The organism is Pseudomonas sp. B28(2017), from assembly GCF_002113025.1.
Classification (GTDB): domain Bacteria; phylum Pseudomonadota; class Gammaproteobacteria; order Pseudomonadales; family Pseudomonadaceae; genus Aquipseudomonas.
In genome coordinates, this window is sequence record NZ_NEJH01000001.1 from 63106 (window position 1) to 89167 (window position 26062).

Below are 26062 nucleotides of genomic sequence, written 5' to 3' on the forward strand. Positions count from 1 at the left end.
TTCCGACTCTCCTTAGGGAAATTTCTGACCAGATCGTGTCTGTCTGCTTTGTCGTTATTTCTATCGGCCGTGTAGGACCAAAGATTAATCATGGGTGACCAAATGCCTGATTCATTGCAACTCGTTATCGGCGCCGACCTCAAGGGGCAGCCGATCGCCCAGGCCATGCGCCTGGCGAACCGCCACGGTTTGATCGCGGGCGCGACCGGTACCGGCAAAACCGTCACTTTGCAACGAATGGCCGAAGCCTTCAGCGATGCCGGCGTAGCGGTGTTCGCCGCCGACATCAAGGGTGACCTGTGCGGCCTCGGCGCTGCCGGCAACCCCCAGGGCAAGATCGCCGAACGGATTGCCGGGATGCCATGGCTCAACCACAAGCCTCAGGCTTATCCGGTGACGTTGTGGGACGTACACGGTCAGTCCGGTCATCCTTTACGCACAACCTTGAGTGAAATGGGGCCGTTGCTGCTGGGCAGCCTGCTGGAACTGACCGACAGTCAGCAGTCGGCGTTGTACGCGGCGTTCAAGGTGGCGGACCGCGAAGGTTTGTTGTTGCTGGATCTGAAAGACCTGAAGGCACTGCTCAATCACCTCAAGGACAACCCGGAACTGCTCGGGGACGACGCGGCGCTGATGACCACCGGCTCCAGCCAGGCCCTGTTGCGGCGTCTGGCAACCCTTGAACAACAAGGCGCCGAGGCACTGTTCGGTGAACCGGCGTTGCAACTCGAAGACATCCTTCAACCCACAGCGGATGGCCGCGGGCGCATTCATTTGCTGGATGCCAGCCGCCTGGTGCATGAAGCGCCGAAGGTCTACGCGACGTTCCTGCTGTGGCTGCTGGCCGAGCTGTTCGAGCAACTGCCTGAGCGTGGCGATGCCGACAAACCATTGCTGGCGCTGTTCTTCGACGAGGCCCACCTGTTGTTCAACGGTACGCCGCAGGCATTGCGTGACCGTCTGGAGCAAGTCGTGAGGCTGATTCGTTCGAAAGGCGTGGGCGTGTATTTCGTCACCCAGTCGCCGGGTGACCTGCCGGATGACGTGCTGGCTCAGTTGGGCTTGCGCATCCAGCACGGTTTGCGTGCGTTCACCGCCAAGGAGCAGAAGTCCCTGCGCGCGGTGGCCGAAGGATTCCGCCCGAATCCGTCGTTCGATACGTTGTCGGTGTTGACCGAGCTCGGGATCGGGGAAGCACTGGTCGGCACCCTGCAGGAAAAAGGTACGCCGGAAATGGTCCAGCGGGTGCTGGTAGCGCCGCCGCAATCGCGGATCGGGCCCTTGACCGGTGCCGAGCGCGCGACGCTGATTGCCGGTTCGCCGTTGCAGGGGCGTTATGACAAGCCGATTGACCGTGAATCAGCCTATGAAGTGCTGATGGGGCGCAAGGGGCTGGCGCCCGAGCCCGAAGTGGAACAGGGCAAACAGGAACCGAGTTTCACCGAGCAGGCGGGAGAGTTCCTCGGCACAGCGGCAGGGAAGGTGCTGAAATCAGCGATGCAACAGGCGGCGAACCAGATTGGCCGACAGTTGGTGCGCGGCTTGATGGGTTCGTTGCTGGGTAGCAAAAAACGCCGTTAGCGAGTGGACACAATCTAACTGTGGGAGCGCCTATGAGGTTCTGCTTTTGGCGTGTGCCGCCAACCGCTCCAGCGCCGCCCGCAGGTTCGGATCGGTAATCTCATCAGCCGTCGCCTGAATGGTCGCGGCAGCATCACTGGACAAATCCATGGTGTGCCCGACTGCGCCCCGCTGAACGGTAGGCGGCTGGACCTTGAACAGAATTCGCGTGAGATTGCTGAACTCGTCAAACATCTGCAATTGCCGCTGCAGGCGCTTTTGCTGGTAACGCAGGCGGGTTGCCCAATGGCCGTCGGTGACAATCAGCAACAAACTGCCTTCACGCCAGGAGGCCACGTGGCAATGCTCGCGAGCAGCGGGTTGCAATTGGCTTTCGAGCAAGCGTTGCAGATGGCCCAGGCGTTGAGCGTGGCCGAGAATGGCTTTCAGCGGCTTGGCTTCGCGTAGTAGAACGGCAGGTACTTTGGCCGTAAGTGGGCGAAATGCCATGATCAGACACCTGAAGTAACAGAGACGCCATGGTAGCAGAAAGCACCGGGTGCACCCGCTCATTGCTTTTGTGGACGCTTTGCCCATTAAATCAACAACTAACTTCTGCCTTGAACGGCTTGAAGTTGAGCAAAACGCCCTTATTTCAAGTGAGCCCCGTCAAAGCGCTGTGCCGGCATCGTGGAATATCGCCACTTTCCTCTCCATCGTTTCCGGGTAGAATGCTCGTTCGCATGCGGCCATGAGGGCTGCACGGGCGACTCACGGGGCCGCCCTCCATCCCTTTAGTGTGGAAGATCCTGCCGATATGTTTGCGCCTTTGTTAAAGAAACTTTTTGGAAGCAAGAACGAGCGTGAAGTCAAACGCATGCTCAAGACGGTGCAACTCGTCAATGCCTTCGAAGAGCGAATGGTGGCCCTTTCGGACGATCAATTGCGTGCCAAGACCAGTGAGTTCAAGGCCCGCATCGCCAAAGGGGAATCCCTCGACAAGCTGCTGCCAGAAGCCTTTGCGGTCGCCCGTGAAGCCGGCAAGCGTGTCATGGGCATGCGCCACTTCGATGTCCAGCTGATCGGCGGCATGACCTTGCATGAAGGCAAGATCGCGGAAATGCGCACCGGTGAAGGCAAGACCCTGGTGGCAACACTGGGTGTTTACCTTAACGCGCTGTCCGGCAAGGGCGTGCACGTGGTGACGGTGAACGACTATCTGGCCCGCCGTGACGCCAACTGGATGCGCCCGCTGTATGAATTCCTCGGCCTGACGGTCGGCGTTGTCACGCCGTTCCAGCCGCCGGAAGAGAAGCGCGCTGCCTACGCCGCCGACATCACCTACGGTACCAACAACGAATTCGGTTTCGATTACCTGCGCGACAACATGGCGTTCAGCATGGAAGAAAAATTCCAGCGCGAACTCAATTTTGCCGTGATCGACGAAGTCGACTCCATCCTCATCGACGAAGCCCGTACGCCGCTGATCATCTCCGGTCAGGCCGAGGACAGCTCCAAGCTGTACATCGAGGTCAACAAGCTGATTCCGCAGTTGAAGCTGCACGTCGAGGAAGTCGAAGGCGAAGTGACCCAGGCCGGTCACTACACCATCGACGAGAAGACCCGTCAGGTCGAACTCAACGAAGCCGGTCACCAGTACGTCGAGGAAACGCTGACCCGCATCGGTTTGCTGGCTGAAGGCGAGAGCCTGTACTCGGCGCATAACCTGAGCCTGTTGACTCACGTTTACGCCGGCCTGCGTGCGCACAAGCTGTTCCATCGCAACGTCGAATACATCGTGCAGGACGGTCAGGTCGTACTGGTCGACGAGCACACCGGTCGTACCATGCCGGGTCGCCGTTTGTCCGAAGGCCTGCACCAGGCCATCGAAGCCAAGGAAAACCTGAACATCCAGGCCGAAAGCCAGACATTGGCGTCGACCACCTTCCAGAACTACTTCCGTCTGTACAGCAAACTGTCCGGCATGACCGGTACGGCCGACACCGAAGCGTTCGAGTTCCACCAGATCTATGGCCTGCAGGTCGTGGTGATTCCACCGAACAAGCCGCTGGCCCGTAAAGACTACAACGACCTGGTGTTCCTGACTGCCGACGAGAAATACGCGGCAATCGTGGCCGACATCAAGGAAAGCATGGCCGCCGGTCGTCCGGTGCTGGTGGGTACTGCCACCATCGAAACCTCCGAGCACATGTCCAGCCTGCTCGTGAAGGAAGGCATCGAACACAAGGTTCTGAACGCCAAGTTTCACGAAAAGGAAGCCGAGATCATTGCCCAGGCCGGTCGCCCGGGCGCACTGACCATCGCCACCAACATGGCCGGTCGTGGTACCGACATCCTGTTGGGTGGTAACTGGGAAGTGGAAGTGGCTTCCCTGGAAAACCCGACCCCCGAGCAGATTGCCCAGATCAAGGCCGACTGGCAGAAGCGTCACCAGCAAGTGCTCGAATCGGGCGGCTTGCAGGTGATTGCGTCCGAGCGTCACGAATCGCGCCGTATCGACAACCAGCTGCGTGGTCGTGCCGGTCGTCAGGGCGACGCCGGTTCCAGCCGCTTCTACCTGTCGCTGGAAGACAGTCTTATGCGCATCTTCGCCTCTGACCGGGTGAAGAACTTCATGAAGGCCCTGGGCATGCAGCCTGGCGAAGCGATTGAGCACCGCATGGTGACCAACGCCATCGAAAAGGCCCAGCGCAAGGTCGAAGGCCGCAACTTCGACATTCGCAAGCAACTGCTCGAGTTCGACGACGTCAACAACGAACAGCGTAAAGTGATCTATCACATGCGTAACACGTTGTTGGCCGCCGACAACATCGGTGAGACCATCGCTGACTTCCGTCAGGACGTGCTCAACGCCACCGTCAGCGCCCACATTCCCCCGCAATCGCTGCCTGAGCAGTGGGACGTGGCCGGCCTGGAAGCTGCGCTGCAGAGCGATTTCGGTGTGACGCTGCCGATCCAGCAATGGCTTGACGAAGACGATCACCTGTACGAAGAAACCCTGCGCGAGAAGCTCATGAACGAGCTCGTCGCGGCGTACAACGAGAAAGAAGACCAGGCGGGCGCCGAAGCGTTGCGCACCTTCGAGAAACAAATCGTTCTGCGCGTTCTGGACGACCTGTGGAAAGACCACCTGTCGACCATGGACCACCTGCGTCACGGTATCCACTTGCGTGGTTATGCCCAGAAGAACCCGAAGCAGGAATACAAGCGCGAGTCCTTCACCCTGTTCTCCGAGTTGCTGGATTCGATCAAGCGCGATTCGATCCGTGTGTTGTCCCACGTTCAGGTTCGCCGCGAAGACCCGATCGAAGAGGAACAGCGTCTGCGCCAGGAAGCCGAGGCATTGGCCGCTCGCATGCAGTTCCTGCATGAAGAGGCTCCAGGTCTGGAGCAACCGGAAGTGTTGGGCGAAGAGATTGATGTTGCTCTCGCTACTGCGCCGGTTCGCAACGAGCAGAAGCTGGGTCGCAACGAACTGTGCTACTGCGGTTCGGGCAAGAAGTTCAAGCATTGCCACGGGCAGATTCAGTAAAACCCGTTTCAAACGCTGAAATACCCGCGCCGCGACCGGCTTCTGCCGTCGCGGCGTTTTACCATTCGAACCACCGTTTCCCTTGAGCGGTGCTGATATTATTTATAAAGGAGCGCATTCATGGCTGTTGGTCTTGGTCCTTTGCCAACGTTGCACCCGGTTGCCGGTTTTGAACTCGGTATCGCCTCGGCCGGTATCAAGCGCCCGGGGCGCAAGGATGTTGTGGTCATGCGCTGTGTTGAAGGCTCCACGGTTGCTGGCGTGTTCACCTTGAACGCCTTTTGCGCCGCACCGGTGATCCTGGCCAAGCAACGCGTACAAGGCCCTGTGCGTTACCTGCTGACCAACACTGGCAATGCCAACGCCGGCACGGGCGAGCCAGGCCTGGCCGCCGCCGAGCGCACCTGCGCCAAACTGGCCGAGCTGACTGGTGTCGACGCCAGCCAGGTGCTGCCGTACTCCACCGGTGTGATCGGCGAGCCGCTGCCTGTGGAGAAGATCGAAGGTGCGCTGCAAGCCGCCCTCGATGATCTGTCGATCCACAACTGGGAAGCTGCCGCGACCGGCATCATGACCACCGACACCCTGCCAAAGGGTGCCAGCCGTCAGTTCCAGCACGACGGTGTGACCGTCACCGTTACCGGCATCAGCAAAGGCGCCGGCATGATTCGCCCGAACATGGCGACCATGCTCGGCTACATCGCCACTGACGCCAAGGTTTCCCGCGACGTGTTGCAAAACCTGATGCTCGATGGTGCCAACAAGTCGTTCAACCGCATCACCATCGATGGTGATACGTCGACCAACGACTGCTGCATGCTGATCGCCACGGGTCAGGCCGCGCTGCCGGAAATCACCCGCGCCGAAGGCGAGTTGTTCGCCAAGTTGAAGCAAGCGGTGTTCGAAGTGTGCATGGACGTGGCCCAGGCCATCGTTCGCGATGGCGAAGGCGCGACCAAGTTCGTCACTGTTGAAGTCAACGGCGGCGGCAATCACCAGGAGTGCCTGGACGTCGGCTACACCGTGGCTCACTCGCCGCTGATCAAGACCGCACTGTTTGCTTCCGACCCGAACTGGGGCCGTATCCTGGCCGCTGTTGGCCGTGCCGGCGTTCCGAACCTGGACGTGAGCAAGATCGACGTATTCCTCGGTGACGTGTGCATTGCCAGCCGTGGCGCGCGCGCGGCAACCTACACCGAAGCCCAGGGTGCGGCGGTGATGCAGCAGGAAGAAATCACCATCCGTATCGAGTTGGGTCGCGGCGATTGCAGCGAAACCATCTGGACCACCGACCTGTCCCACGAATACGTGAAGATCAACGCCGAGTACCGTACGTAAGACCGAGTTGCCCTATTCGCGGGCAGGCTCGCTCCCACATTGGATTTGTGTACACCTCGAACCACTGTGGGAGCGAGCCTGCTCGCGATGGCGGTCTGTCAGTCAGTAGCTAGACTGGCCTGTCCACCTCATCAAAAGGTCCTGAACATGAGTCTGCACCTGATCATCGGCGACAAACTGCTTTCTTCCTGGTCCCTGCGCGGCGCCCTGGCTCTGGATCTGGCCGGTGCGGCCTACACCGAAGAACTGATCAAACTGAACCAGCCGGACACCCGCGAGCGTCTGCTCAAGCATTCGCCGGCGGGCAAGGTCCCGCTGCTGAAAACCGAACACGGCACCATCGCCGACTCCCTGGCGATAGCCGAATACCTGGCAGAACAGTTCCCGGGTCTCTGGCCGAATGACATCGCCGCCCGCGCCCAGGCGCGCTCGGCGTGTGCGCAAATGCATAGCGGATTCTTCGCCATGCGCGGCAGCATGCCGTTTGACCTGAGCCATGACGCCCCTTTGTCGCCGGTTCCGGCTGACGTTCAGGCCGATATCGAACGCATGTCGGCACTGTGGGCCGAGTGCCGTGCTGCTGCGACAGAAACAGGGCCATACCTGTTTGGTCGTATCAGTCTGGCTGACGTGTTCTTTGCACCGATTGCCGTGCGCTTGCGCACCTATCAGGTGAAACTGTCTGCCATAGACGAAGCCTATGTCGAGACCCTCTACCAATGGCCGGCGTTCAAGGCCTGGCAGAAGGCCGGACTGGAGGAGTTGCAAAGGTGAAACGAGTTCATGTCGCCGCTGCCGTCATCCGCGATGGCAGTGGCCAGATCCTGATCGCCCGACGTGCCGACTCACAGCATCAGGGCGGCCTGTGGGAGTTCCCCGGGGGCAAGGTCGAGGCCGACGAGTCGGTCGAAACCGCACTGGCCCGCGAACTCCATGAAGAGCTGGGCATCGTGGTCGGCGCGGCGCGCCCGCTGATCAGGATTCGGCACGATTACCCGGACAAGCAGGTGTTGCTGGATGTCTGGGAAGTCTCGGCGTTTACCGGCGAGCCCCACGGTGCCGAGGGACAACCGCTGGCCTGGGTTGCACCGCGTGATTTGTCGAGTTACGAGTTCCCGGCGGCCAATCAGCCTATCGTCGCGGCTGCGAAATTACCTGCTCAGTACTTGATCACTCCGGAAGACCTGGAAACTCCAGCGTTGCTGCGCGGTATTCAGAAGGCCATTGCCGGTGGCATCAAGCTTATCCAGTTGCGCGCACCGAACGGTTACGACCCGAAATATCGCGACCTGGCTGTCGATGCGGTGGGCTTGTGTGCCGGCAAGGCGCAATTGATGATCAAGGGGCCGTTCGAATGGCTGGGCGATTTCCCGGCCGCGGGTTGGCACATTACCTCGGCGCAACTGCGCAAATACGCAGCGGCCGGGCGGCCGCTACCGGCATCGCGCTGGCTGGCGGCGTCGTGCCATAACGCTGAAGAGCTGGCGCTGGCCGAACAGATGGGGGTGGATTTCGTGACCCTGTCGCCGGTTCAGCCTACCCTGACTCACCCTGGCGCCGAGCCGCTGGGTTGGGAACAGGCGTCGAGCTTGATCGACGGTTTCAGCAAGCCGGTGTTCCTGCTCGGTGGTGTGGGCCCGGCGGAGGTCGAGAAAGCCTGGGCTGCGGGTGCGCAGGGGGTGGCAGGGATTCGGGCGTTTTGGCCTGAGGCCTGATTCTGGGGGATGCTACAGGCCCCTTCGTCGGATCGCCGCCCGGGCGGCGATCCGACGAAGGCGGCCTGACAGGTGCCGGCTAAACCTCTGGTTTCAGCGCCGGCTGCCAAAGAATCTCCGCCACTCCCTGACGCTTGGCAATCAACCGCGCGGCAACAAACAACAAATCCGACATCCGATTGATGTACGCCAGGCCAACCCCGGCCAATGGCTCAATCGCATTGAGTTGCTGACACCGCCGCTCTGCGCTGCGCGCCAGGCTGCGGCAGACATGAGCCTGGGCAATCAGCGTCGAACCGCCGGGCAGAATGAAGTTTTCCAATGGCCCCAATTCTTCATTCCACACATCGATCGCGGCTTCCAGGCGTTCGATTTCCGCTGCATTCAACGCCTGGTACACCGGCATCGCCAGTTCGCCACCGAGGTCGAACAATCGGTGCTGGCAGGGGGCCAATACCTCGATCACTTCGTTCAAGCTTGGAAACTGACCAGTTTCCGCCGCCAACCCGGCCAGCAACACGCCCACCTGACTGTTCAGCGTATCGACTTCGCCAATGGCCTCGATCCGCGGGTGATCCTTGGGCACGCGACGACCATCGCCCAGACCGGTCTCGCCTTTGTCGCCAGTGCGGGTGTAAATCTTCGACAAACGAAAGCCCATGGTTACCTCGATAGCAGATTGAGTTGTTGCGAGACAGGTGGGGTACTCGCCAGGGGCAGGCGCAAGGTGAAGCAGGTGCCTTGGCCAAGAGTCGATTGCACTTCCATCTGCCCCTTGTGGTTATTGGTGATGATGAAGTACGACACCGACAGGCCAAGTCCGGTGCCCTGACCGATTTCCTTGGTGGTGAAGAAGGGTTCGAAGGTCCGTTTGCGCACGCTCTCGCTCATGCCGATGCCGTTGTCCTCGACCTGAATTTCCGCCCATGGCGGATTCAGCCTGGTGCGCAGAATGATCCGTCCAGGCTCGCTGTCGTCTTCGCGCTGGTGAATGGCTTGCGCGGCGTTTTTCAGCAGGTTGAGCAGCACTTGCTCCAGTTCGTTGGCGGTGCCGGGAACCGGTCCCAGCGCCGGATCGAACTGACGAATGATGGCCTGGCCCTTGAAGTCGAAGCCGATCGCCAGATCGAAATCGTTACCGGCGATCTCCACGGCCTGGTCGATCAGGGCAGGCAGATCGCACGGGGCCATTTGCCGGGTGCTGCGACGGCTGAAGCTGAGCATGTGGGTAACGATTTTGGCGGCGCGGGCACCGGCCTGTTGGATGCCGTCGAGCAACTGTGGCACTTCGCGGATTTGCAGATACTGATTGACCGTCGTCAGTTCGATTCCGGTCTGTTCGGCCATTTCAAGGTTCTTCGGCAGATCGGGAGACAGGCGTCGGCGAATGTTTTGCACGTTGTGCAGGATCGCACCCAGCGGGTTGTTAATCTCGTGGGCCATGCCGGCGGCAAGCCCCCCGACCGAAAGCATTTTCTCCGACTGCACCATCATCTCCTCCAGGGACAGGCGCTGGGTGATGTCGTCGATCCGGATCACCACGCCACGTCCGGCACCGCCCATCAACGGATAGAAAGTCAGGGCGTAGTGGCGGGGTTCGTCGTCCTTGAGCCAGGTGACACGTTCGATTTTGGCCACCGTATGCTGCTCGACCGTTTGCTTGAGTTGTGGCAAAAACGGCTTGAGCGGTTCGAAGGCAAGGAAGATGGGCTGGTTCAGGGCTTCATCGAGACGAGTACCCGACAGGGCGCTGGCCTCCTGGTTCCATTGCGTCACGTAGAGCTGTTCGTCGAGGGCGATCAGCGCCGACGGCATGGAGTCGATGATGCTGTTGAGGTAGTTCTGGAAGCCGGTGAGTTTTTTCTCGATCTTGCTGCGCACCTGGACTTCGAGTTCCAGTTTGCGGTTGGTATGGCGGGTTTCTTCGGCTAGCCCCTGGGCTTGGTCGTAGGCTGCCTGGGACTCGTCCCGAGCCCGCTTGAGTTGCTGCTCCCTGGCCTCGATTCGCGAGAGCATGGTGTTGAACGCCTCGGCGAGGCTGCCAATTTCATCGTGGTTTCCTCGCGAAGCACGCAGTGCGTAGTTTTCTTCACGGGTTACCTGGCGGGACAACTCTTCGAGCTGGTGGATCGGCCGGGTAATCAGGCGCTTGATCTGGCGGGCAATGATCAGCCACAGCAGCACACTGAAGATCAGAATGCCCAGGCTGGCCGTCAGGGTCCCGGTGTAGAACGCCACTGGCAGTTCGCTCGTGGCCACCAGCAGCAGGTGCCCTGGTGCTGTACCGGGGCGGGGCAGGGTGATGACTTGATTGCTGCGAAACTCGGTGGCCTGCCAGTCTTCAATATGCCGGAAACGCTTGGGCAGCTCCAGGTTGTCGCCATGCTGCAATTGCGCCAGTTGCTCGCCCTTGCCGTCATACAGGGCTGCTGCACGCAGCGGCGAATAGCTGTTGAGCTCCTGTAGCAGGCGTTCGGCGCTTTGTGGTGACGCCAGGGCTTCGGAGGCCAGGCTCGGGTTGGATACCAGTCGGCCGATGGTCTGCAGGGCCTGGGGCGCCATGCTTTCCTGGGAGATGTAGTACGCGGCGCTGATAAAGGTCAGGTTGGCAACCAGCAGGACGGTGACCATCAGTACCAGCAGGGCGGCTAGCAGTTTCTGTCCGACGGGCAGGTTTTCAAGGCGCTGGCGCAATGGCATCTGATTCATCGCAAAAAAGGAACAAGTGGCCAGCGTAGCCGCTGCTCAGTCGCTGGGCAATCCAAGGCTTTGCAGGCGAGCAATCAACCTCGACTCAAGCTGATTGAGGTGAGGCAGGTTCAGTTGATGACGTCCGGCAACTTTACAGGCATAACCCAGCAGATAGCTGATTTCTGTGCGGCGCTGGCTGGTGACGTCCTGATGCATCGAGGAGTAGTTGGCAGCAGTGGCGTGGATCACCCGTTCGACCTCCTGCTGCAGGTTTTCGGCCGCTGCCGGCTGACCGCAACGCTCAAGCAACTCCACCAGTTCGCCGCAGAGGGTGGCGACTTCGCAGTGATGTTGCTGCAAGCCGCCGTTGCGGCAATCGTGCAGCACCGTCAGCGGATTGATCGCACAGTTCAGGGCGAGTTTGCGCCACAGCCTGGTCAGGATTTCGGTGCTCCACTCGTGGGGAATGCCGGCAGTGCTCAGGTCATCGAGCCAGATTGGCGCGACCGGATGGCTCGCATCCCCCAGCCAGGTGAAGCCATGCCCGGCAAACACCACGCGCCAATCGCCATCACGGAAGGCGCCTTCGGTGCTCGACGCATAGATGCAGCGTGCCTGAGGAACCTGTGCGGCCACCGCGTCCTGACTGCCCAGGCCATTTTGCAGCAGAATCAGTTCAGCGCCTGGGGCCAGGCGTGGCGCCACTCGGGCTACCGCACTTTCGGTATCGTAGGCTTTGCACGCCACCAGCAGGCGGTTGATCGGTTGGCTGCTGTCGGCTGTCTCGGCGGGCACGGCATAGTGTTGCGCCTCGCCGTGTTCCACCAGTGTCAATCCACCGGCCGCCTCATAGGCCTGCAATCTCGCGGTGTCCCGCAGGATCAGCCTGACCGGCACGCCAGCCCGTGCCAGACGTGTGGCCCATAAAGTGCCGAGGCTGCCGACGCCCAGAACATGCCAGGTGGTAGACATCAGCTTTTTGCTCTGTTTAAGGCGTGCATCGGCAGCTCACAGTGAATGATGGGAAAGACCCGTTATAATCAGCGCGGATTTTAACCGCAAGCCAGGCGCGCTCCATCAGTGCGCCTTTAAATTTGGAGAGATTACATGCCGTCGTTCGACGTGGTATCCGAACTGGACAAACACGAAGTCACCAACGCGGTCGAGAACGCCGTCAAGGAACTCGATCGTCGTTATGACCTGAAAGGCAAAGGCAGCTTCGAGTTCAAGGAAAAAGACCTGACCGTCAACCTGACCGCCGAGGCGGATTTCCAGCTCGAAGCAATGATTGAGATCCTCAAGCTGGCGCTGGTCAAGCGCAAAATCGACGTGCAGTGCCTTGAAGTCAAGGATGCGTTCGCTTCGGGCAAGCTGATGAAGCAGGAAGCCGTCCTCAAGGAAGGCATCGACAAGGAACTGGCGAAGAAAATCGTCGCTCACGTCAAAGACGCCAAACTCAAGGTGCAGGCTGCCATTCAGGGCGAGCAGGTGCGTATTACCGGCAAAAAGCGTGATGACCTGCAAGAAGCCATTGCAGTACTGCGGGCCAAGGAGTTCGGTATGCCGCTGCAGTTCAACAACTTCCGCGACTGACCTGAAAAGCGGGAACCTCTTGGTGTTTGCGACGTCGGAGGCCCAGGCAACGGCAGAAACGATTGAGCCCGTCGCGGTTCAATCCTTCTGCCGCTTTTTTTACGCATGCCGGATAGCCGGAAAAGGAGCAAGCAGATGGACTTAAATGCTGAGGTAGACAACCTGATCAAGGTCTCCCAGACCTGGATCCCGATGATCATGGAATACGGCAGTCGTGTACTGCTGGCGGTCATCACCCTGGGCATCGGCTGGTGGCTGATCAACAAAGTCACGAAAAAGCTCGGCGGCCTGATTGCATTGCGTAATGCCGATCTGGCGCTGCAAGGCTTCATCAGCAGCCTGGCGAACATCATCCTCAAGATCCTGCTGATCGTCAGCGTGGCCTCGATGATCGGTGTGGAAACCACTTCGTTTGTCGCGGCGATTGGTGCGGCGGGCCTGGCCATTGGCCTGGCCTTGCAGGGCAGTCTGGCGAACTTCGCGGGCGGCGTACTGATTTTGCTGTTCCGTCCGTTTCGTATTGGTGACTGGATCGAGGCTCAAGGTGTCGCCGGTACTGTCGACAGCATCCAGATTTTCCATACCGTACTGCGCACCGGTGACAACAAAACCATCATCGTGCCCAACGGTAATCTGTCGAACGGCATCATCACCAACACCAATCGTCAGCCGACCCGCAAAGTGGTGTTTGATGTAGGCGTCGATTACGAAGCGGACTTGCAGAAAGCCCGAGAAGTATTGCTGGAGTTGGCCAAGGATCCGCGTGTTTTGACTGATCCGGCACCTCAGGCAGTCATTTCGACATTGGGTGACAGTTCGATCACTGTTTCTCTGCGTGTTTGGGTGAAGACGGCTGATTATTGGGATGTGATGTTCATGTTCAACGAACTATCCCGTGATCGTCTGAGAGAAGCCGGCATCGATATTCCTTTTCCGCAGCGGGTAATTCGCGTGGTTCAGGAATCTGCTGCGCAGTGATTGGTTTTTGGGTCAATGCCTGACTATTCGGTCAGGCATGTTCTGCATGGATCTGATGTTTTAAACACACTGTTGTCACTCCCAACGAAAAAGGCCCATCCGAAGATGGGCCTTTTTTTGATTACCGCAAACTAACTTTCTGTGATTACAGAATGTTGAGTGGGTAGTCGGTGATCAGGCGGAACTCAGAGATATCGCCTTCGCCTTCGTCAGCATTGGCGGTGTGCCATGCTTGGCGGATGCGGAACGACAGATCCTTGGCTGGGCCGGACTGGATCACGTACTTGGCTTCCACGTTGGTTTCGTGGTGTTTGCCGTCTGCACCGTACAGACCGGTGTAGGTGCTGTTCGATGGAGTGTTGGTACCGTCGATGTTCCAACCATTCACGTAACGGACCATGAAGCTCAGGCCAGGTACGCCGTACTCGGCCATTTTCAGGTCGTAACGGGCTTGTACCGACTTCTCGCCAGGGGCGTTGAAGTCAGAGTACTGGATGGAGTTGGCGAGGAAGATCGAGTCGCCACCACGGTTGTTGTCACCCACGCCGATGTAGTCGAACGGAGTATCGCCGTTGACCTTCTGGAAGGCCAGGGTCAGGGTGTGTGCTTTCAGGAACGAGTAAGCAGCAGCCAGGGAGTAGGCGGTGTTGCTGATGTCGCCTGCTTTAGCATCACCGGTGTCGCGGGTGTTGTAGATGTTACCGTCGAAGTTGATCGAGTTGTCGCCGCCCAGTGCGAGGGTGTAGTTCGCGTTGGCGTAGTACTGGTTCCAGACGTCTTCGAGCTTGGCACCGTAGAGCGATACGCTCAGGTCCGGGGTAATGCCGTACTTGCCACCGAAGTAGTCGATGGAGTTGGCAGTCACGCCAGCGTAAGTAGCGAACAGTTCGCCGTCACGAGCGTTGCGGTCCTGGCTGGTTGCCGAGTAGAAGTGGCCGGCTTCGAGGTCGAGGTCTTTGACTTCGCTGCTCTGCAGTTGGATACCGCTAGCAGTTTGGTGAAGGATACGAGAACCACCTACAGCGAACACTGGAGAGGTGCTTGGCTGCATGTCGCCGATTTTCAGCTCGGTCTTGGAGATGCGGAACTTGGCGGCAGCACCGGCTTTGCCCTGGCTGTTGTTGACTTCGCCATCAGAGTCCACGGACATGTTGCCGGAACCTGCATATTTGTCGGAGCCGTCCAGTTTAATGGCCAGTTGGCCCCAAGCTTCAACGCCAACGCCGATCAGGCCTTGGGTGTAGCCCGAGCTGAACATGCCCTGGATGCCTTGGGTCCAGTCTTTGTCATCGACTGCGCCGTTTTTCTTGTTACGGTTGTAGTAGTAGTTGCGAACCAGCAAGTCGAGTTTGCTGTCTTCAACGAAACCTTTGGCTTCGGCCTGGTCGCTCACGAAAGGTGCGGCTACTGCCAACTGAGTACTGGCTGCTGCTGCAACTGCCAGTGCGATCATGCTCCACTTCATCACGCGCATCGTGATTTGCTCCTTTGGTTTTAGAAGAGTACTGCCGTCCCACCTGATTTATTATCTGGGCGGCTCTTTCTTTTTGTGTCGGCGCAAACTTATATCACGCCGACAATGTTGGCGATACTTGCGTATCTAACCTTTCGCCTTCTTTACGACCCTGTCGCAAACAGCGAGATAGATGTCGCAAATTTCCAGCTCCAACGCAACCGGGCTGACAACTTTAATGCTGTTTTCTGAGCCTTGGCGCCGGTAAAAAGAGTCCTGGTGAAACGTTTGAATCTCCATCGGGCTACCTTGCCACTGTCTTTTTTTACCTGAAGACCCCCGCTTCCAACGGGTGTCATATCAGGCGATGTTGGGTATGAATGCAATAAGCATGCTCAGTATCGAGCGTCGCTGCATTTTTTTTCAAGTTGACGGTCTGACGCTGTAAAAACCTCATAAAACCGGGGGTTCAAGCGCGTTTAGTATGGGCTTGACGCCTTGCCCGGCATCATGTTGCACCCTTCGGGTCGACTGCCTGACAACCAAAAATGTTACCGGTTCACCCCGCCAGTGAGTAAACGGCGGATGTCGAAGCAATCAGCGTAGACCCACTGTGCGGTTTTGGTGCAAAAATTTTTTTGCCCTGTGCTGAGTTCATCCCTGTTGGTCGCTTGTCTTGCGCGAACACTTCGTTGTGAATCAGTCATTTCGGGTTTTTTTGCCGGTTGATTGGTGCTGTCATGGTGCGCGGTAGCAAAAAATGTCTCATCCGGGGGCGGGCTGTCAGCTTTTCGCTTGCGCTCGTGGCCACTGCGCAAGGTTCGCCGTGAAGCGTGCGCCGTTCGCAGGTATGCTGCCGTCCGGTCGCTTGGTGCGCTGTCCCCCCGGATGGGCGCTAAGCTGAAAAATGATGACCCGGCGGGAGTGTACGCAGTGTTCGCTTTAGATCCACGACTTCAACAAGACACGTTACCGATCGGGGACTTTCCGCTCTGCCGGTTGCTGTTGTCCAACGATTCGAACTATCCCTGGTTCATCCTGGTACCTCGTCGTGAGGCTATCAGTGAGATATTTCAGTTGGATGATGCAGATCAGCAGCAGCTTTGGAAGGAGACGACGGAGCTTTCGCAAGTGCTCAAGGACTCGTTCGACGCGGACAAATTGAATGTTGCGGCGCTGGGCAATGTCGTCAGCCAGTTGCACATGCATGTGATTGTGCGCAAGCGCGAAGATGCCGCCTGGCCAGCACCGGTTTGGGGTAAATATCCGGCAAAGCCCTATGATTCGGAGCAGGTCGCCGCTATTCGCGAACGTTTGCGCCTGATATTGACTGATGGTTTTACGTTTCTGGAGGGCTGAATCATGAGCCTGGAAGAACGCGTTACCGATCTTGAAAGCCGCCTGGCCTTTCAGGATGACACCATCCAGGCATTGAATGATGTCCTGGTCGAGCAGCAACGGGTGGTCGAGCGTCTGCAACTGCAAATGGCTGCGCTGCTCAAGCGCCAGGAGGAAATGGTCGGCCAATTCGAGTCGTTCGAAGAGGAAGCGCCGCCGCCGCACTATTGAGCGACGAGCAGGCATGAAAAAACCGCGGACAGCTAGGCTGTGCGCGGTTTTTTTCAGCTTTGAATCAGCGGCGTGGCAGCGCGGCGATCACATCTTCGGCTTGCAGGCCCTTGTCACGATTCATGACAGAGAACTCCACGCGCTGGCCTTCTACCAGGACGCGGTGACCTTCACCGCGAATGGCCCGGAAGTGGACGAAGATATCGTCGCCGGAGTCGCGGGAAATGAAGCCGAAGCCTTTGGACGTGTTGAACCATTTCACGGTGCCGGTATCGCGGTTGCTCATGTCGTAGCTTGGTGCGGCGGTAGCTGGTGACGATTTGTAGAAGCTGATACCCAGATGCAGGGCAATAGCGATCAGGGCTGCGACCAGGCTGAACAGAACGGCGGGTTGACCGGCGATGACCGGCATCGGTGCAATCAGCGTCAGGGTTTGCAGGACTACCGTCAGGACCAGCAGGGCGCTGACCAGGTTTTGCAGTTGATGGCGCGGACCTTTGTTCCAGTAAGGGATGACAGGTGCAAGTGTGAGATTGAGCAGGCCGAAAAAGGCCAGGTACAGCGCGTCAGGTTGTTGCAGGTAAGGCAAGGCTTCGGATTGCAGGCTAGGGATGAAGGACAGCAGCAAGGCTGCTGCGCCTATCAGTAGATGGACGATTTTCAACATTTTGATTAACTCACGTTAAGACAGTTCACAAGGAAGAGCTGATGGCGCACGGTTCGCTTCAAAACAATAAAGAGGCGTTGGGCACGTGCCCGGTATCAGCCTATGCGCCATGCCCGGAAAAAATAGGCACTGGCGACACGCTGTCTATTTAACAGCAAAGCCGCAGGCTACTCAAATCAGGGCGTCCGGCGGCTCTTTTGGGGGGAATTGCCGCAGGTTGTCCGAAGTTTCGGGGGCTGCCAAAAGTTGTTGGCTCAACCCTTGTCTCGCTCAGTACGATTGAATGGCTTCGCCACCTGTTTGCGGCTTGAACAGGTTTATCGGGATATTTTGGCGGAAGTGGCCCGGGTCAACGGTTGCTCGGTCAGTGGCCTGCTATCTCATCTGGATCGTGAAGTTAACTTGCGTCACGGCGGAGTCAGGAAGTTCAGTGGATTGGTGCGGGTTGTCTGTGTCGTGCACAGCCTCAAGGAAGGAGTGTGCATCGTTACGGCCTGGTCTGGACGGCGAAAGCAGCAGAGTGTCGGCCCGTGCAGTCTTACGGCTGCACAGGCCGCATTTAATGGATATAATCCCGCTCTTTGCCGCAAAACCCTGCGTGTGCGGTAGCAATCTGATCGCCGAGACAACCTCCATGCCGATGTACGATTATCAATGTGCTTCCTGTGGTCATCAGTTGGAAGCCATTCAAAAGATCAGCGATGCACCGCTGGTCGACTGCCCTGCCTGTCAGGCGCCAGAGCTTAAAAAATTGCTGTCCATGCCCGGCTTTCGCCTCAGCGGCACGGGTTGGTACGAAACCGATTTCAAGACCGGTTCCAAGAAGAATCTGGCCGGCGGCGACAAAGCTGACTAAGGTCCTGAGCCTGAGTTGAACGACACGCGTGCTCTTGCATCACCCGACGACTTTTTTAAAGACGGGGCTGCTGTAGGATCTCCAACCGAATTTCGAATTACGAGAAGTGAAACCACGACCATGATGCGCAGCCATTATTGCGGCCAACTGAACGAAAGCCTGGACGGCCAGGAAATTACCCTTTGCGGATGGGTCCATCGTCGCCGTGACCACGGTGGGGTGATTTTCCTCGATATCCGTGATCGTGATGGTCTGGCCCAGGTCGTGTTCGATCCGGACCGCGCTGAAACCTTCGCCGCAGCCGACCGCGTGCGCAGCGAATACGTCGTGAAGATCACCGGCAAGGTTCGCCTGCGTCCGGCCGGTGCGACCAACGCCAACATGGCGTCGGGCATGATCGAAGTCCTCGGCTATGAGCTGGAAGTACTGAACGAATCGGAAACCCCGCCGTTCCCATTGAACGAATTCTCCGACGTCGGCGAAGAAACCCGCCTGCGTTATCGCTTCCTCGACCTGCGTCGCCCGGAAATGGCCGAGAAGCTGCGCCTGCGTTCGCGCATGACCACCAGCATCCGCCGCTTCCTCGACGAGAACGGCTTCCTCGACGTAGAAACGCCGATCCTGACCCGCGCCACCCCTGAAGGCGCGCGCGACTACCTGGTACCGAGCCGTACCCACGCCGGTTCGTTCTTCGCCCTGCCGCAATCACCGCAGTTGTTCAAGCAATTGCTGATGGTGGCCGGCTTCGACCGCTACTACCAGATCGCCAAGTGCTTCCGTGACGAAGACCTGCGTGCCGACCGTCAGCCGGAATTCACCCAGATCGACATCGAGACCAGCTTCCTCGATGAAAAAGACATCATGGGCCTGACCGAAGCCATGATCCGCAACCTGTTCAAGGAAGTGCTGGGTCTGGAGTTCGGCGAATTCCCGCACATGACTTTCGAAGAGGCCATGCGCCGCTACGGTTCCGACAAGCCAGACCTGCGTAACCCGCTGGAGCTGGTGGACGTGGCTGACCAGCTCAAGGAAGTCGACTTCAAGGTGTTCAGCGGCCCGGCCAACGACCCGAAATGCCGCATCGCCGCCTTGCGTGTTCCAGGCGGGGCAAGCATGCCGCGCAAGCAGATCGACGATTACACCAAGTTTGTCGGTATCTATGGTGCCAAGGGTCTGGCGTATATCAAGGTCAACGAGCGCGCCAATGGCGTCGAAGGCCTGCAGTCGCCAATCGTGAAGAACATTCCTGAGGCCAACCTCAACGTGATCCTCGATCGCGTCGGTGCGGTCGACGGCGATATCGTGTTCTTCGGCGCCGACAAGGCGAAGATCGTCAGCGAAGCCCTGGGCGCGCTGCGGATCAAGCTTGGCCACGACCTGGACCTGCTGACCTGCAAGTGGGCACCAATGTGGGTCGTCGACTTCCCGATGTTCGAAGAGAACGACGACGGCAGCTTCACCGCCTTGCACCACCCGTTCACCGCTCCGAAGTGCACCCCGCAAGAGCTTGAAGCCAACCCGGCTGGCGCTCTGTCCCGTGCTTACGACATGGTGTTGAACGGCACCGAACTGGGTGGCGGTTCGATCCGTATCCACCGCAAGGAGATGCAGCAGTCGGTGTTCCGCCTGCTGGGCATCAACGAAGCGGAACAGGAAGAGAAATTCGGCTTCCTGCTCGACGCTCTGAAATACGGCGCACCGCCGCACGGTGGCCTGGCCTTTGGTCTGGACCGTCTGGTGATGCTGATGACCGGCGCTCAGTCGATCCGTGAAGTGATCGCCTTCCCGAAAACCCAGAGCGCCGCAGATGTCATGACCCAGGCGCCGGGCCAGGTGGATGCCAAGGCATTGCGCGAACTGCACATTCGTCTGCGCGAAACGCCTAAGGCTGAGTAAGCTTGACCTGAAGGGCGCATCTCAGGATGCGCCCTTTCTTTATGGACAGAGTTGTTCAAGACTTTTGTTTGTCGGTCGGCGCAATGCAGCGCGGCGGGCAATGTTTCAAAGAGAATTCGGAGCGAGTTATGGCAGGTCATTCCAAGTGGGCGAACATCAAGCACCGCAAAGAACGTCAGGATGCCAAGAGGGGCAAGATCTTCACCAAGTGGATTCGTGAGCTGACCGTTGCTGCCCGTCAGGGCGGTGGCGACCCGGGTTCCAACCCGCGTCTGCGGCTGGCCCTGGACAAGGCTCTTGGTGCGAACATGAGCCGCGACATCATCGATCGCGCCATCGCTCGCGGTACCGGTGCTGCCGACACGGACGACGTGGTCGAGCTGACCTACGAGGGCTACGGCCCAGGCGGCGTGGCGGTGATGGTCGAATGCATGACCGATAACCGCAATCGTACCGCTGCAGCGGTTCGTCACGCATTCAGCAAGTGTGGCGGCAACCTCGGCACCGACGGTTCGGTGGCCTATCTGTTCGAGCGCAAAGGGCAGATCTCCTTCGCCGCCGGCGTTGACGAAGACGCGCTGATGGAAGCGGCCATGGACGCCGACGCCGATGATGTGGTGACCAATGAAGACGGTTCGATCGATGTTTTCACCTCGTTTGCCGGATTCTATTCCGTGCGTAACGCACTGGAAGCGGCGGGTTTCAAAGGTGACGACGCGGAAATTGTCATGTTGCCGACCACCAGCGCCGAGCTCGATCTGGAAGGTGCCGAGAAAGTCCTCAAGCTGATCGATATGCTCGAAGACCTGGATGACGTGCAAAACGTCTATTCCAACGCGGAAATTCCGGAGTCGGTGGCCGCACAGCTCGGTTGATCTGCCTCCTTCTGCAGGAGCGAGCCTTGCTCGCGAAAAACCCGAGAACGACGCTGATTTCAAGCGTTGCGTTATCGTTAGGGGCCATCGCGAGCGAGCTCGCTCCTACAGCGAGCGGCGCCCCGGCCGACGCGTTATTTCAATTTATCCGCAGGCGTTATGACTTTAATTCTTGGTATCGACCCCGGTTCGCGCATCACCGGTTACGGTGTGGTTCGTGATACCGGCCGCGGCTGTGAGTACGTCGCCTCCGGTTGCATCCGCACCGGTGCCGGCGAGCTGCATGAGCGACTGCAGATTGTCTATCGTGGCGTGCGGGAGATCATTCAGACTTACCATCCGGTGACCATGGGGATCGAAAAGGTGTTCATGGCCCGTAACGCCGATTCCGCCCTGAAGCTGGGGCAGGCCCGTGGTGCCGCGATCGTGGCGGGTGCCGAGGAAAGCCTGGAAATTGCCGAGTACACCGCAACCCAGGTCAAGCAGGCGGTCGTCGGTACCGGTGCGGCCAATAAGGAACAGGTGCAGATGATGGTCATGCACATGCTCAAGCTGACCAGCAAGCCGCAGATCGATGCCTCGGACGCCCTGGCCATTGCCATATGCCACGCTCATACCCGTTCCAGTCTGTTGCCCCATGGTCTGGGAGCAGCACGCAGTCGTGGCGGGCGCCTGCGTCTCTGATAGCATCAGCAATCATTTTTATGGAGTGAGGGTGTTTCGCCTGGGTTGTCGGCGGTATTCCCTCGCTCTATCAGTCGCTGGCCCAGAGCTGGCCAACGCTCAAGGATTTGTAACGTGATTGGACGTTTGCGCGGCACCCTGGCTGAGAAGCAGCCTCCACATCTGATTCTGGATGTAAATGGCCTGGGTTATGAACTTGAAGTGCCCATGACGACCCTTTACCGCTTGCCGTCGGTCGGTGAACCGCTGACCTTGCACACCCATTTGGTCGTGCGCGAAGACGCACAGTTACTTTATGGTTTTGTCGGCAAGCGTGAGCGCGATTTCTTTCGCGAATTGATCCGCCTCAACGGCGTCGGTCCGAAACTGGCGCTGGCCTTGATGTCGAGTCTGGAAGTCGATGAACTGGTTCGTTGCGTACAGTCCCAGGACACTTCGGCGCTGACCAAGGTCCCGGGCGTCGGCAAGAAAACCGCCGAACGCTTGCTGGTGGAACTCAAGGATCGCTTCAAGGCCTGGGAAACCGTACCGGCCATGTTCGCCCTGGTACCGAACCAGCCGGATGGCCCGGCCCCGGTGAACACTGCCGAGAATGACGCCGTCAGCGCCTTGATTTCCCTGGGCTACAAACCCCAGGAAGCCAGCAAGGCAGTGTCTGCGATCAAGGAGAAAGGTTTGAGCAGTGAAGACATGATCCGTCGCGCCTTGAAGGGAATGATCTAAGTGATTGAAGCTGATCGTCTGATCGCTGCCACGCACAGCCCGCGTGAGCGCGAAGAAGTCCAGGACCGGGCGATTCGCCCGGTCAGCCTGGCCGAGTACATTGGCCAGCCGACTGTTCGCGAGCAGATGGAGTTGTTTATTCAAGCTGCTCGCGGTCGTAACGAGTCCCTGGATCACACGCTGATCTTCGGGCCGCCTGGCCTTGGCAAGACCACCCTCGCCAACATCATCGCCCAGGAAATGGGGGTGTCGATCAAGAGCACCTCGGGGCCGGTGCTGGAGCGCCCTGGTGACCTGGCGGCACTGTTGACCAACCTTGAACCTCACGATGTGCTGTTCATCGACGAAATCCATCGCCTGTCGCCCATCGTCGAGGAGGTGTTGTACCCGGCCATGGAGGATTTCCAGCTCGACATCATGATCGGGGAGGGCCCGGCCGCGCGTTCGATCAAGCTGGATCTGCCGCCGTTCACCCTGGTCGGCGCAACAACGCGGGCGGGGATGCTCACCAACCCGTTGCGTGACCGTTTCGGGATCGTCCAGCGCCTGGAGTTCTACAACAACGCGGACCTGGCGACCATTGTCGGTCGCTCGGCAGGTATCCTCGGCTTGCCGCTGGATCCGGAGGGCGCCTTCGAAATCGCCCGCCGTGCCCGTGGCACGCCACGGATTGCCAACCGACTGCTGCGTCGGGTGCGTGATTTTGCTGAAGTTCGCGCCAAGGGGCATATCACCAAGCCGATCGCCGACCTCGCGCTGAACCTGCTGGACGTCGACGAGCGCGGCTTCGATCACCAGGATCGGCGTCTGTTGCTGACCATGATCGAGAAATTCGACGGCGGGCCGGTCGGAGTCGACAGCCTGGCCGCGGCCATCAGCGAAGAGCGTCACACTATCGAAGACGTGCTGGAGCCTTACCTGATCCAGCAGGGCTACATCATGCGCACGCCACGGGGGCGGGTGGTGACGCGCCATGCCTACCTGCATTTCGGTTTAAACATTCCGTCACGATTGGGCGAAATGCCTGTAGTAGACGAGTTTCTCGATGCCGCTGACGATTAATTAACATTGCGTGCTGATTTTTTCGGGCAATGTAGGGTCCCAGGACCGTACTTTCACGTGAAAGCCGCAGATCAATGAAAAACAGTTGCCTGGCCGGATTGGCAACCTGAGGAGTAAGCACTAGAGTATGCGCGCGCAAAACGGGCTTGAGCCTTTCGCACATCGCTGTCGCGTTTATTACGAGGACACCGATGCGGGTGGCATCGTGTATTACGTTAATTACCTCAAGTTTATGGAACGGGCTCGAACCGAGCGGCTACGAGATCTGGGCTTTGCCCAATCGCAGCTGGCAGGGGAGGACCTGTTGTTCGTCGTGCATTCCAGCGAAGCGCGCTACCACGCGCCGGCGCGACTGGATGACGAACTGCTGGTAAGCGCTGAAGTAATCGAATTGAACCGTGCCAGCCTGCGCTTCAAACAGCAGGTCAGGCGGGCAACGGATAATGCACTGCTCTGCGAGGGGCAGTTTCTGGTGGCCTGTGTGCGCACCGACAGTTTGAAACCCCGGGCCATTCCCGAAGCTCTACGAGCGGCCTTTGCCGACGTGAGCGGCGCGGGTACACACTCAAAGCAGGAGATAAAGCGTGGAAGCTAACGTCGTCGACCATTCCTCCATGTGGAGCCTGGTCAGCAATGCCAGTATCGTGGTGCAACTGGTAATGCTGACCCTGGTAGCCGCATCGGTGACCTCGTGGATCATGATCTTTCAGCGCAGCAACCTGCTGCGCGCCGGTCGACGTGCCCTGGAGAGCTTTGAAGAGCGCTTCTGGTCGGGTATCGACCTGTCCAAGCTGTACCGTCAGGCCGGCAGCAACCCGGACCCTGATTCGGGTGTCGAGCAAATCTTCCGTGCCGGCTTCAAGGAGTTCTCCCGTCTGCGCCAGCAGTCAGGCGTTGATCCGGAAGCGGTCATGGAAGGCGTGGCCCGTGCCATGCGCGTCGCCATTTCCCGTGAAGAAGAAAAGCTCGAGCAGAGTCTGCCCTTCCTGGCCACCGTCGGTTCCGTCAGTCCGTACATCGGTCTGTTCGGTACCGTCTGGGGGATCATGAACTCCTTCCGTGGTCTGGCAACTGCCCAGCAAGCGACCCTGGCCACTGTGGCTCCGGGTATCGCTGAGGCACTGATCGCCACGGCCATCGGCCTGTTCGCCGCGATTCCGGCCGTTATCGCCTACAACCGCTTCTCTGCTCGCAGCGAAACCCTGCTGAGCCGTTACTACACCTTCGCCGATGAGTTCCAGGCGATCCTGCACCGCAAAGTGCACACCAGCGAAGAATAAGCAGGTAATTACCAATGGCTTTAATCGCTCGAGCGCGAAACAAGCGCAAGCCGGTTGCCGAGATGAACGTGGTGCCTTACATCGACGTGATGCTGGTACTGCTGGTCATTTTCATGGTGACCGCGCCGATGCTCAATCAGGGCGTGAAAGTTGATCTGCCCAAGGTTTCCAGCGAAGCCTTGCCGCAGGACAACAACACCCAGGTCCTGACTATTTCGATCAAGTCCGACAAGACCTACTACTGGAACCTTGGCAGCGAAGTCGACACGGACAAGCAGCAAGACCGGGCCATGACGTTGCCGCAGATGACCGACGCCGTGACCAAGATCATTCGCGTCGGCAATGAAAACGGCAAGCACACCCAAGTCTTCATTCGCGGTGACAAATCCGTCGATTACGGTTCCGTCATGGGGGCCATGGGCGGGTTGCAGAAAGCCGGGGTCGGTAATGTTGGCTTGATTACCGAGGCGCCCTGATGCAGCAACAGCGAGAGCCGTCCGCCTCGGAAAGCTACTTCTGGCCTAGTGTCTGGGCGATTGGCTTGCACGTGCTGGTGTTCGGCATGCTGTTCGTCAGTTTTGCCTTTACCCCGGAACTGCCGCCGGCCAAGCCGATTGTCCAGGCAACCTTGTACCAGCTGAAATCGAAAAGTCGGGCGACCACCCAGACCAATCAGAAGATTGCCGGTGAAGCGCAGAAATCTGCTGCGCGTCAGACCGAAGTCGAGCAGATGGAACAGAAAAAGGTCGAGCAGGAAGCGGTGAAGGCTGCGGAACAAAAGAAAGAAGAGGCGGCTCAAAAGGCCGAAGAAGCCAAGAAGGCCGACGAAGCCAAGAAAGCGGACGAGGCGAAAAAGGCTGATGAAGCCAAGAAAGCCGACGACGCGAAGAAAGCCGCGGAAGCCAAGAAGGCAGAAGAGAAACAATTGGCTGATATAGCCAAGAAGAAAGCTGAAGAAGAAGCCAAGAAGGCTGCTGAAGAAGAGGCCAAAAAAGCGGCCGCTGAAGAAGCCAAGAAGAAGATCGTCGAAGACGCGAAGAAGAAAGCCGCGGAAGACGCCAAGAAGAAAGCCGAGGCTGAAGAGGCGAAGAAGAAAGTCGCCGAGGAAGCGAAGAAGAAAGCTGCTGCCGATGCTGCGAAGAAGAAATCGCAGGATGCGGCGCGTAAATCCGCCGAAGACAAAAAGGCTCAGGCCCTGGCAGATTTGCTTTCCGACACGCCGCAGCGTCAGCAGGCCTTGGCCGATGAGCAGGGCGACGAAGTCGCCGGCAGTTTCGATGACCTGATTCGTGCTCGTGCGGCGGAAGGTTGGGCTCGTCCACCTTCGGCACGCAAAGGCATGACGGTCGTGTTGCAAATCGGCATGTTGCCGGACGGTACGGTGACTTCGGTCAGCGTGTCCAGATCCAGTGGCGACGGTCCGTTTGACGCATCGGCTGTTGCAGCGGTGAAGAATATTGGACGTTTGACAGAAATGCAGGGAATGAAGCCGAGTGATTTCGCTCCGTATCGTTCATTCAAGATGACATTCACACCTGAGGATCTAGCCTTGTGAGAAACCTTCTACGA

The 26062-nt window shown here is 58.7% G+C and carries 25 protein-coding genes and 1 pseudogene; 20 read left to right on the forward strand and 6 right to left on the reverse strand.

Annotated features, from left to right (window positions below):
• The first annotated feature begins 102 nt into the window (after nt 1-102).
• Nucleotides 103-1581, forward strand: coding sequence for a helicase HerA-like domain-containing protein (locus CAF65_RS00285; RefSeq protein ID WP_085715214.1), 1479 nt, complete (start codon nt 103-105; stop codon nt 1579-1581).
• 30 nt (nt 1582-1611) lie between these two features.
• Here the strand turns inward: CAF65_RS00285 and CAF65_RS00290 are convergent, their stop codons facing one another.
• Nucleotides 1612-2070 (reverse strand): DUF721 domain-containing protein, encoded by a 459-nt coding sequence (locus tag CAF65_RS00290; protein WP_085714486.1) that lies wholly within the window; start codon nt 2068-2070, stop codon nt 1612-1614.
• 307 nt (nt 2071-2377) lie between these two features.
• Here CAF65_RS00290 and secA point away from each other — a divergent pair, with 307 nt between their 5' ends.
• The 4 genes from secA (at nt 2378) to CAF65_RS00310 (ending at nt 8166) form a co-directional block, all read left to right on the forward strand.
• The gene (secA, locus tag CAF65_RS00295; protein WP_085714487.1) at nt 2378-5113 is read left to right on the forward strand and encodes a preprotein translocase subunit SecA; all 2736 of its coding nucleotides are present in this window, start codon (nt 2378-2380) and stop codon (nt 5111-5113) included.
• A 120-nt stretch (nt 5114-5233) separates the two neighbouring features.
• On the forward strand, nt 5234-6451 hold the full coding sequence (gene argJ / locus CAF65_RS00300; RefSeq protein ID WP_008015779.1) for a bifunctional glutamate N-acetyltransferase/amino-acid acetyltransferase ArgJ: 1218 nt from the start codon (nt 5234-5236) through the stop codon (nt 6449-6451).
• Nucleotides 6452-6598: 147 nt separating this feature from the next.
• Nucleotides 6599-7225 carry a glutathione S-transferase gene (locus CAF65_RS00305; RefSeq protein WP_085714488.1) on the forward strand — a complete coding sequence of 209 codons (627 nt, stop codon included), beginning with the start codon at nt 6599-6601 and terminating at the stop codon, nt 7223-7225.
• Nucleotides 7222-8166: a Nudix family hydrolase gene (locus CAF65_RS00310; RefSeq protein WP_085714489.1), complete on the forward strand. Its 945-nt coding sequence runs from the start codon at nt 7222-7224 to the stop codon at nt 8164-8166. Before CAF65_RS00305 ends, CAF65_RS00310 begins: the two co-directional genes overlap by 4 nt.
• Nucleotides 8167-8245: 79 nt before the next feature.
• Here the strand turns inward: CAF65_RS00310 and CAF65_RS00315 are convergent, their stop codons facing one another.
• The 3 genes from CAF65_RS00315 to CAF65_RS00325 are packed head-to-tail and all read right to left on the reverse strand — an operon-like array spanning nt 8246 to nt 11829.
• Nucleotides 8246-8827, reverse strand: coding sequence for a cob(I)yrinic acid a,c-diamide adenosyltransferase (locus CAF65_RS00315; protein WP_085714490.1), 582 nt, complete (start codon nt 8825-8827; stop codon nt 8246-8248).
• A gap of 2 nt (nt 8828-8829) precedes the next feature.
• The gene (locus CAF65_RS00320; RefSeq protein ID WP_085714491.1) at nt 8830-10866 is read right to left on the reverse strand and encodes a PAS domain-containing sensor histidine kinase; all 2037 of its coding nucleotides are present in this window, start codon (nt 10864-10866) and stop codon (nt 8830-8832) included.
• Between the two features lie 45 nt (nt 10867-10911).
• Complete coding sequence (locus CAF65_RS00325; RefSeq protein ID WP_085714492.1) at nt 10912-11829, reverse strand: putative 2-dehydropantoate 2-reductase; 918 nt, start codon at nt 11827-11829, stop codon at nt 10912-10914.
• A gap of 135 nt (nt 11830-11964) precedes the next feature.
• Between CAF65_RS00325 and CAF65_RS00330 the strand changes: the two genes are divergently transcribed.
• Together CAF65_RS00330 and CAF65_RS00335 are read left to right on the forward strand one after the other, a co-directional pair.
• Nucleotides 11965-12450 (forward strand): YajQ family cyclic di-GMP-binding protein, encoded by a 486-nt coding sequence (locus CAF65_RS00330; RefSeq protein ID WP_007977344.1) that lies wholly within the window; start codon nt 11965-11967, stop codon nt 12448-12450.
• Nucleotides 12451-12585: 135 nt separating this feature from the next.
• On the forward strand, nt 12586-13428 hold the full coding sequence (locus CAF65_RS00335) for a mechanosensitive ion channel family protein (protein ID WP_085714493.1): 843 nt from the start codon (nt 12586-12588) through the stop codon (nt 13426-13428).
• Between the two features lie 145 nt (nt 13429-13573).
• Here CAF65_RS00335 and CAF65_RS00340 read toward each other — a convergent pair whose 3' ends face one another.
• Nucleotides 13574-14902 carry an OprD family porin gene (locus CAF65_RS00340; protein WP_085714494.1) on the reverse strand — a complete coding sequence of 443 codons (1329 nt, stop codon included), beginning with the start codon at nt 14900-14902 and terminating at the stop codon, nt 13574-13576.
• 912 nt (nt 14903-15814) lie between these two features.
• Here CAF65_RS00340 and CAF65_RS00345 point away from each other — a divergent pair.
• On the forward strand, nt 15815-16240 hold the full coding sequence (locus CAF65_RS00345; protein WP_085714495.1) for an HIT domain-containing protein: 426 nt from the start codon (nt 15815-15817) through the stop codon (nt 16238-16240).
• A 3-nt stretch (nt 16241-16243) separates the two neighbouring features.
• Entirely contained in the window at nt 16244-16450 is a 207-nt protein-coding gene (locus CAF65_RS00350; RefSeq protein ID WP_023966910.1) for a SlyX family protein, read from the forward strand.
• Nucleotides 16451-16514: 64 nt separating this feature from the next.
• Here CAF65_RS00350 and CAF65_RS28945 read toward each other — a convergent pair whose 3' ends face one another.
• Nucleotides 16515-17117: a cold-shock protein gene (locus CAF65_RS28945; RefSeq protein WP_085714496.1), complete on the reverse strand. Its 603-nt coding sequence runs from the start codon at nt 17115-17117 to the stop codon at nt 16515-16517.
• Between the two features lie 207 nt (nt 17118-17324).
• Between CAF65_RS28945 and CAF65_RS28585 the strand changes: the two are divergent.
• From CAF65_RS28585 to tolA, 11 genes and pseudogenes are all read left to right on the forward strand, one after another.
• A pseudogene (locus CAF65_RS28585) lies at nt 17325-17612 on the forward strand (ribbon-helix-helix domain-containing protein); the annotation flags it as partial.
• Between the two features lie 139 nt (nt 17613-17751).
• On the forward strand, nt 17752-17973 hold the full coding sequence (locus CAF65_RS00365) for an FmdB family zinc ribbon protein (RefSeq protein WP_032829812.1): 222 nt from the start codon (nt 17752-17754) through the stop codon (nt 17971-17973).
• Nucleotides 17974-18093: 120 nt separating this feature from the next.
• Nucleotides 18094-19869: an aspartate--tRNA ligase gene (aspS, locus tag CAF65_RS00370; RefSeq protein WP_085714498.1), complete on the forward strand. Its 1776-nt coding sequence runs from the start codon at nt 18094-18096 to the stop codon at nt 19867-19869.
• 128 nt (nt 19870-19997) lie between these two features.
• The gene (locus CAF65_RS00375; RefSeq protein ID WP_085714499.1) at nt 19998-20744 is read left to right on the forward strand and encodes a YebC/PmpR family DNA-binding transcriptional regulator; all 747 of its coding nucleotides are present in this window, start codon (nt 19998-20000) and stop codon (nt 20742-20744) included.
• 159 nt (nt 20745-20903) lie between these two features.
• Nucleotides 20904-21428 carry a crossover junction endodeoxyribonuclease RuvC gene (ruvC, locus tag CAF65_RS00380; protein WP_008015799.1) on the forward strand — a complete coding sequence of 175 codons (525 nt, stop codon included), beginning with the start codon at nt 20904-20906 and terminating at the stop codon, nt 21426-21428.
• Between the two features lie 114 nt (nt 21429-21542).
• On the forward strand, nt 21543-22151 hold the full coding sequence (gene ruvA / locus CAF65_RS00385; protein WP_007995640.1) for a Holliday junction branch migration protein RuvA: 609 nt from the start codon (nt 21543-21545) through the stop codon (nt 22149-22151).
• Nucleotides 22152-23213 (forward strand): Holliday junction branch migration DNA helicase RuvB, encoded by a 1062-nt coding sequence (gene ruvB, locus CAF65_RS00390; protein ID WP_085714500.1) that lies wholly within the window; start codon nt 22152-22154, stop codon nt 23211-23213.
• 127 nt (nt 23214-23340) lie between these two features.
• Entirely contained in the window at nt 23341-23808 is a 468-nt protein-coding gene (gene ybgC, locus CAF65_RS00395) for a tol-pal system-associated acyl-CoA thioesterase (protein WP_085714501.1), read from the forward strand.
• A complete protein-coding gene (tolQ, locus tag CAF65_RS00400; protein WP_085714502.1) occupies nt 23798-24493 on the forward strand; it encodes a protein TolQ in 696 nt (231 codons plus the stop codon). Before ybgC ends, tolQ begins: the two co-directional genes overlap by 11 nt.
• A gap of 23 nt (nt 24494-24516) precedes the next feature.
• On the forward strand, nt 24517-24969 hold the full coding sequence (tolR, locus tag CAF65_RS00405; RefSeq protein ID WP_177408934.1) for a protein TolR: 453 nt from the start codon (nt 24517-24519) through the stop codon (nt 24967-24969).
• The gene (gene tolA / locus CAF65_RS00410) at nt 24969-26048 is read left to right on the forward strand and encodes a cell envelope integrity protein TolA (RefSeq protein WP_085714504.1); all 1080 of its coding nucleotides are present in this window, start codon (nt 24969-24971) and stop codon (nt 26046-26048) included. The genes tolR and tolA overlap by 1 nt, the downstream gene beginning before the upstream one ends.
• Nucleotides 26049-26062: the final 14 nt, after the last annotated feature.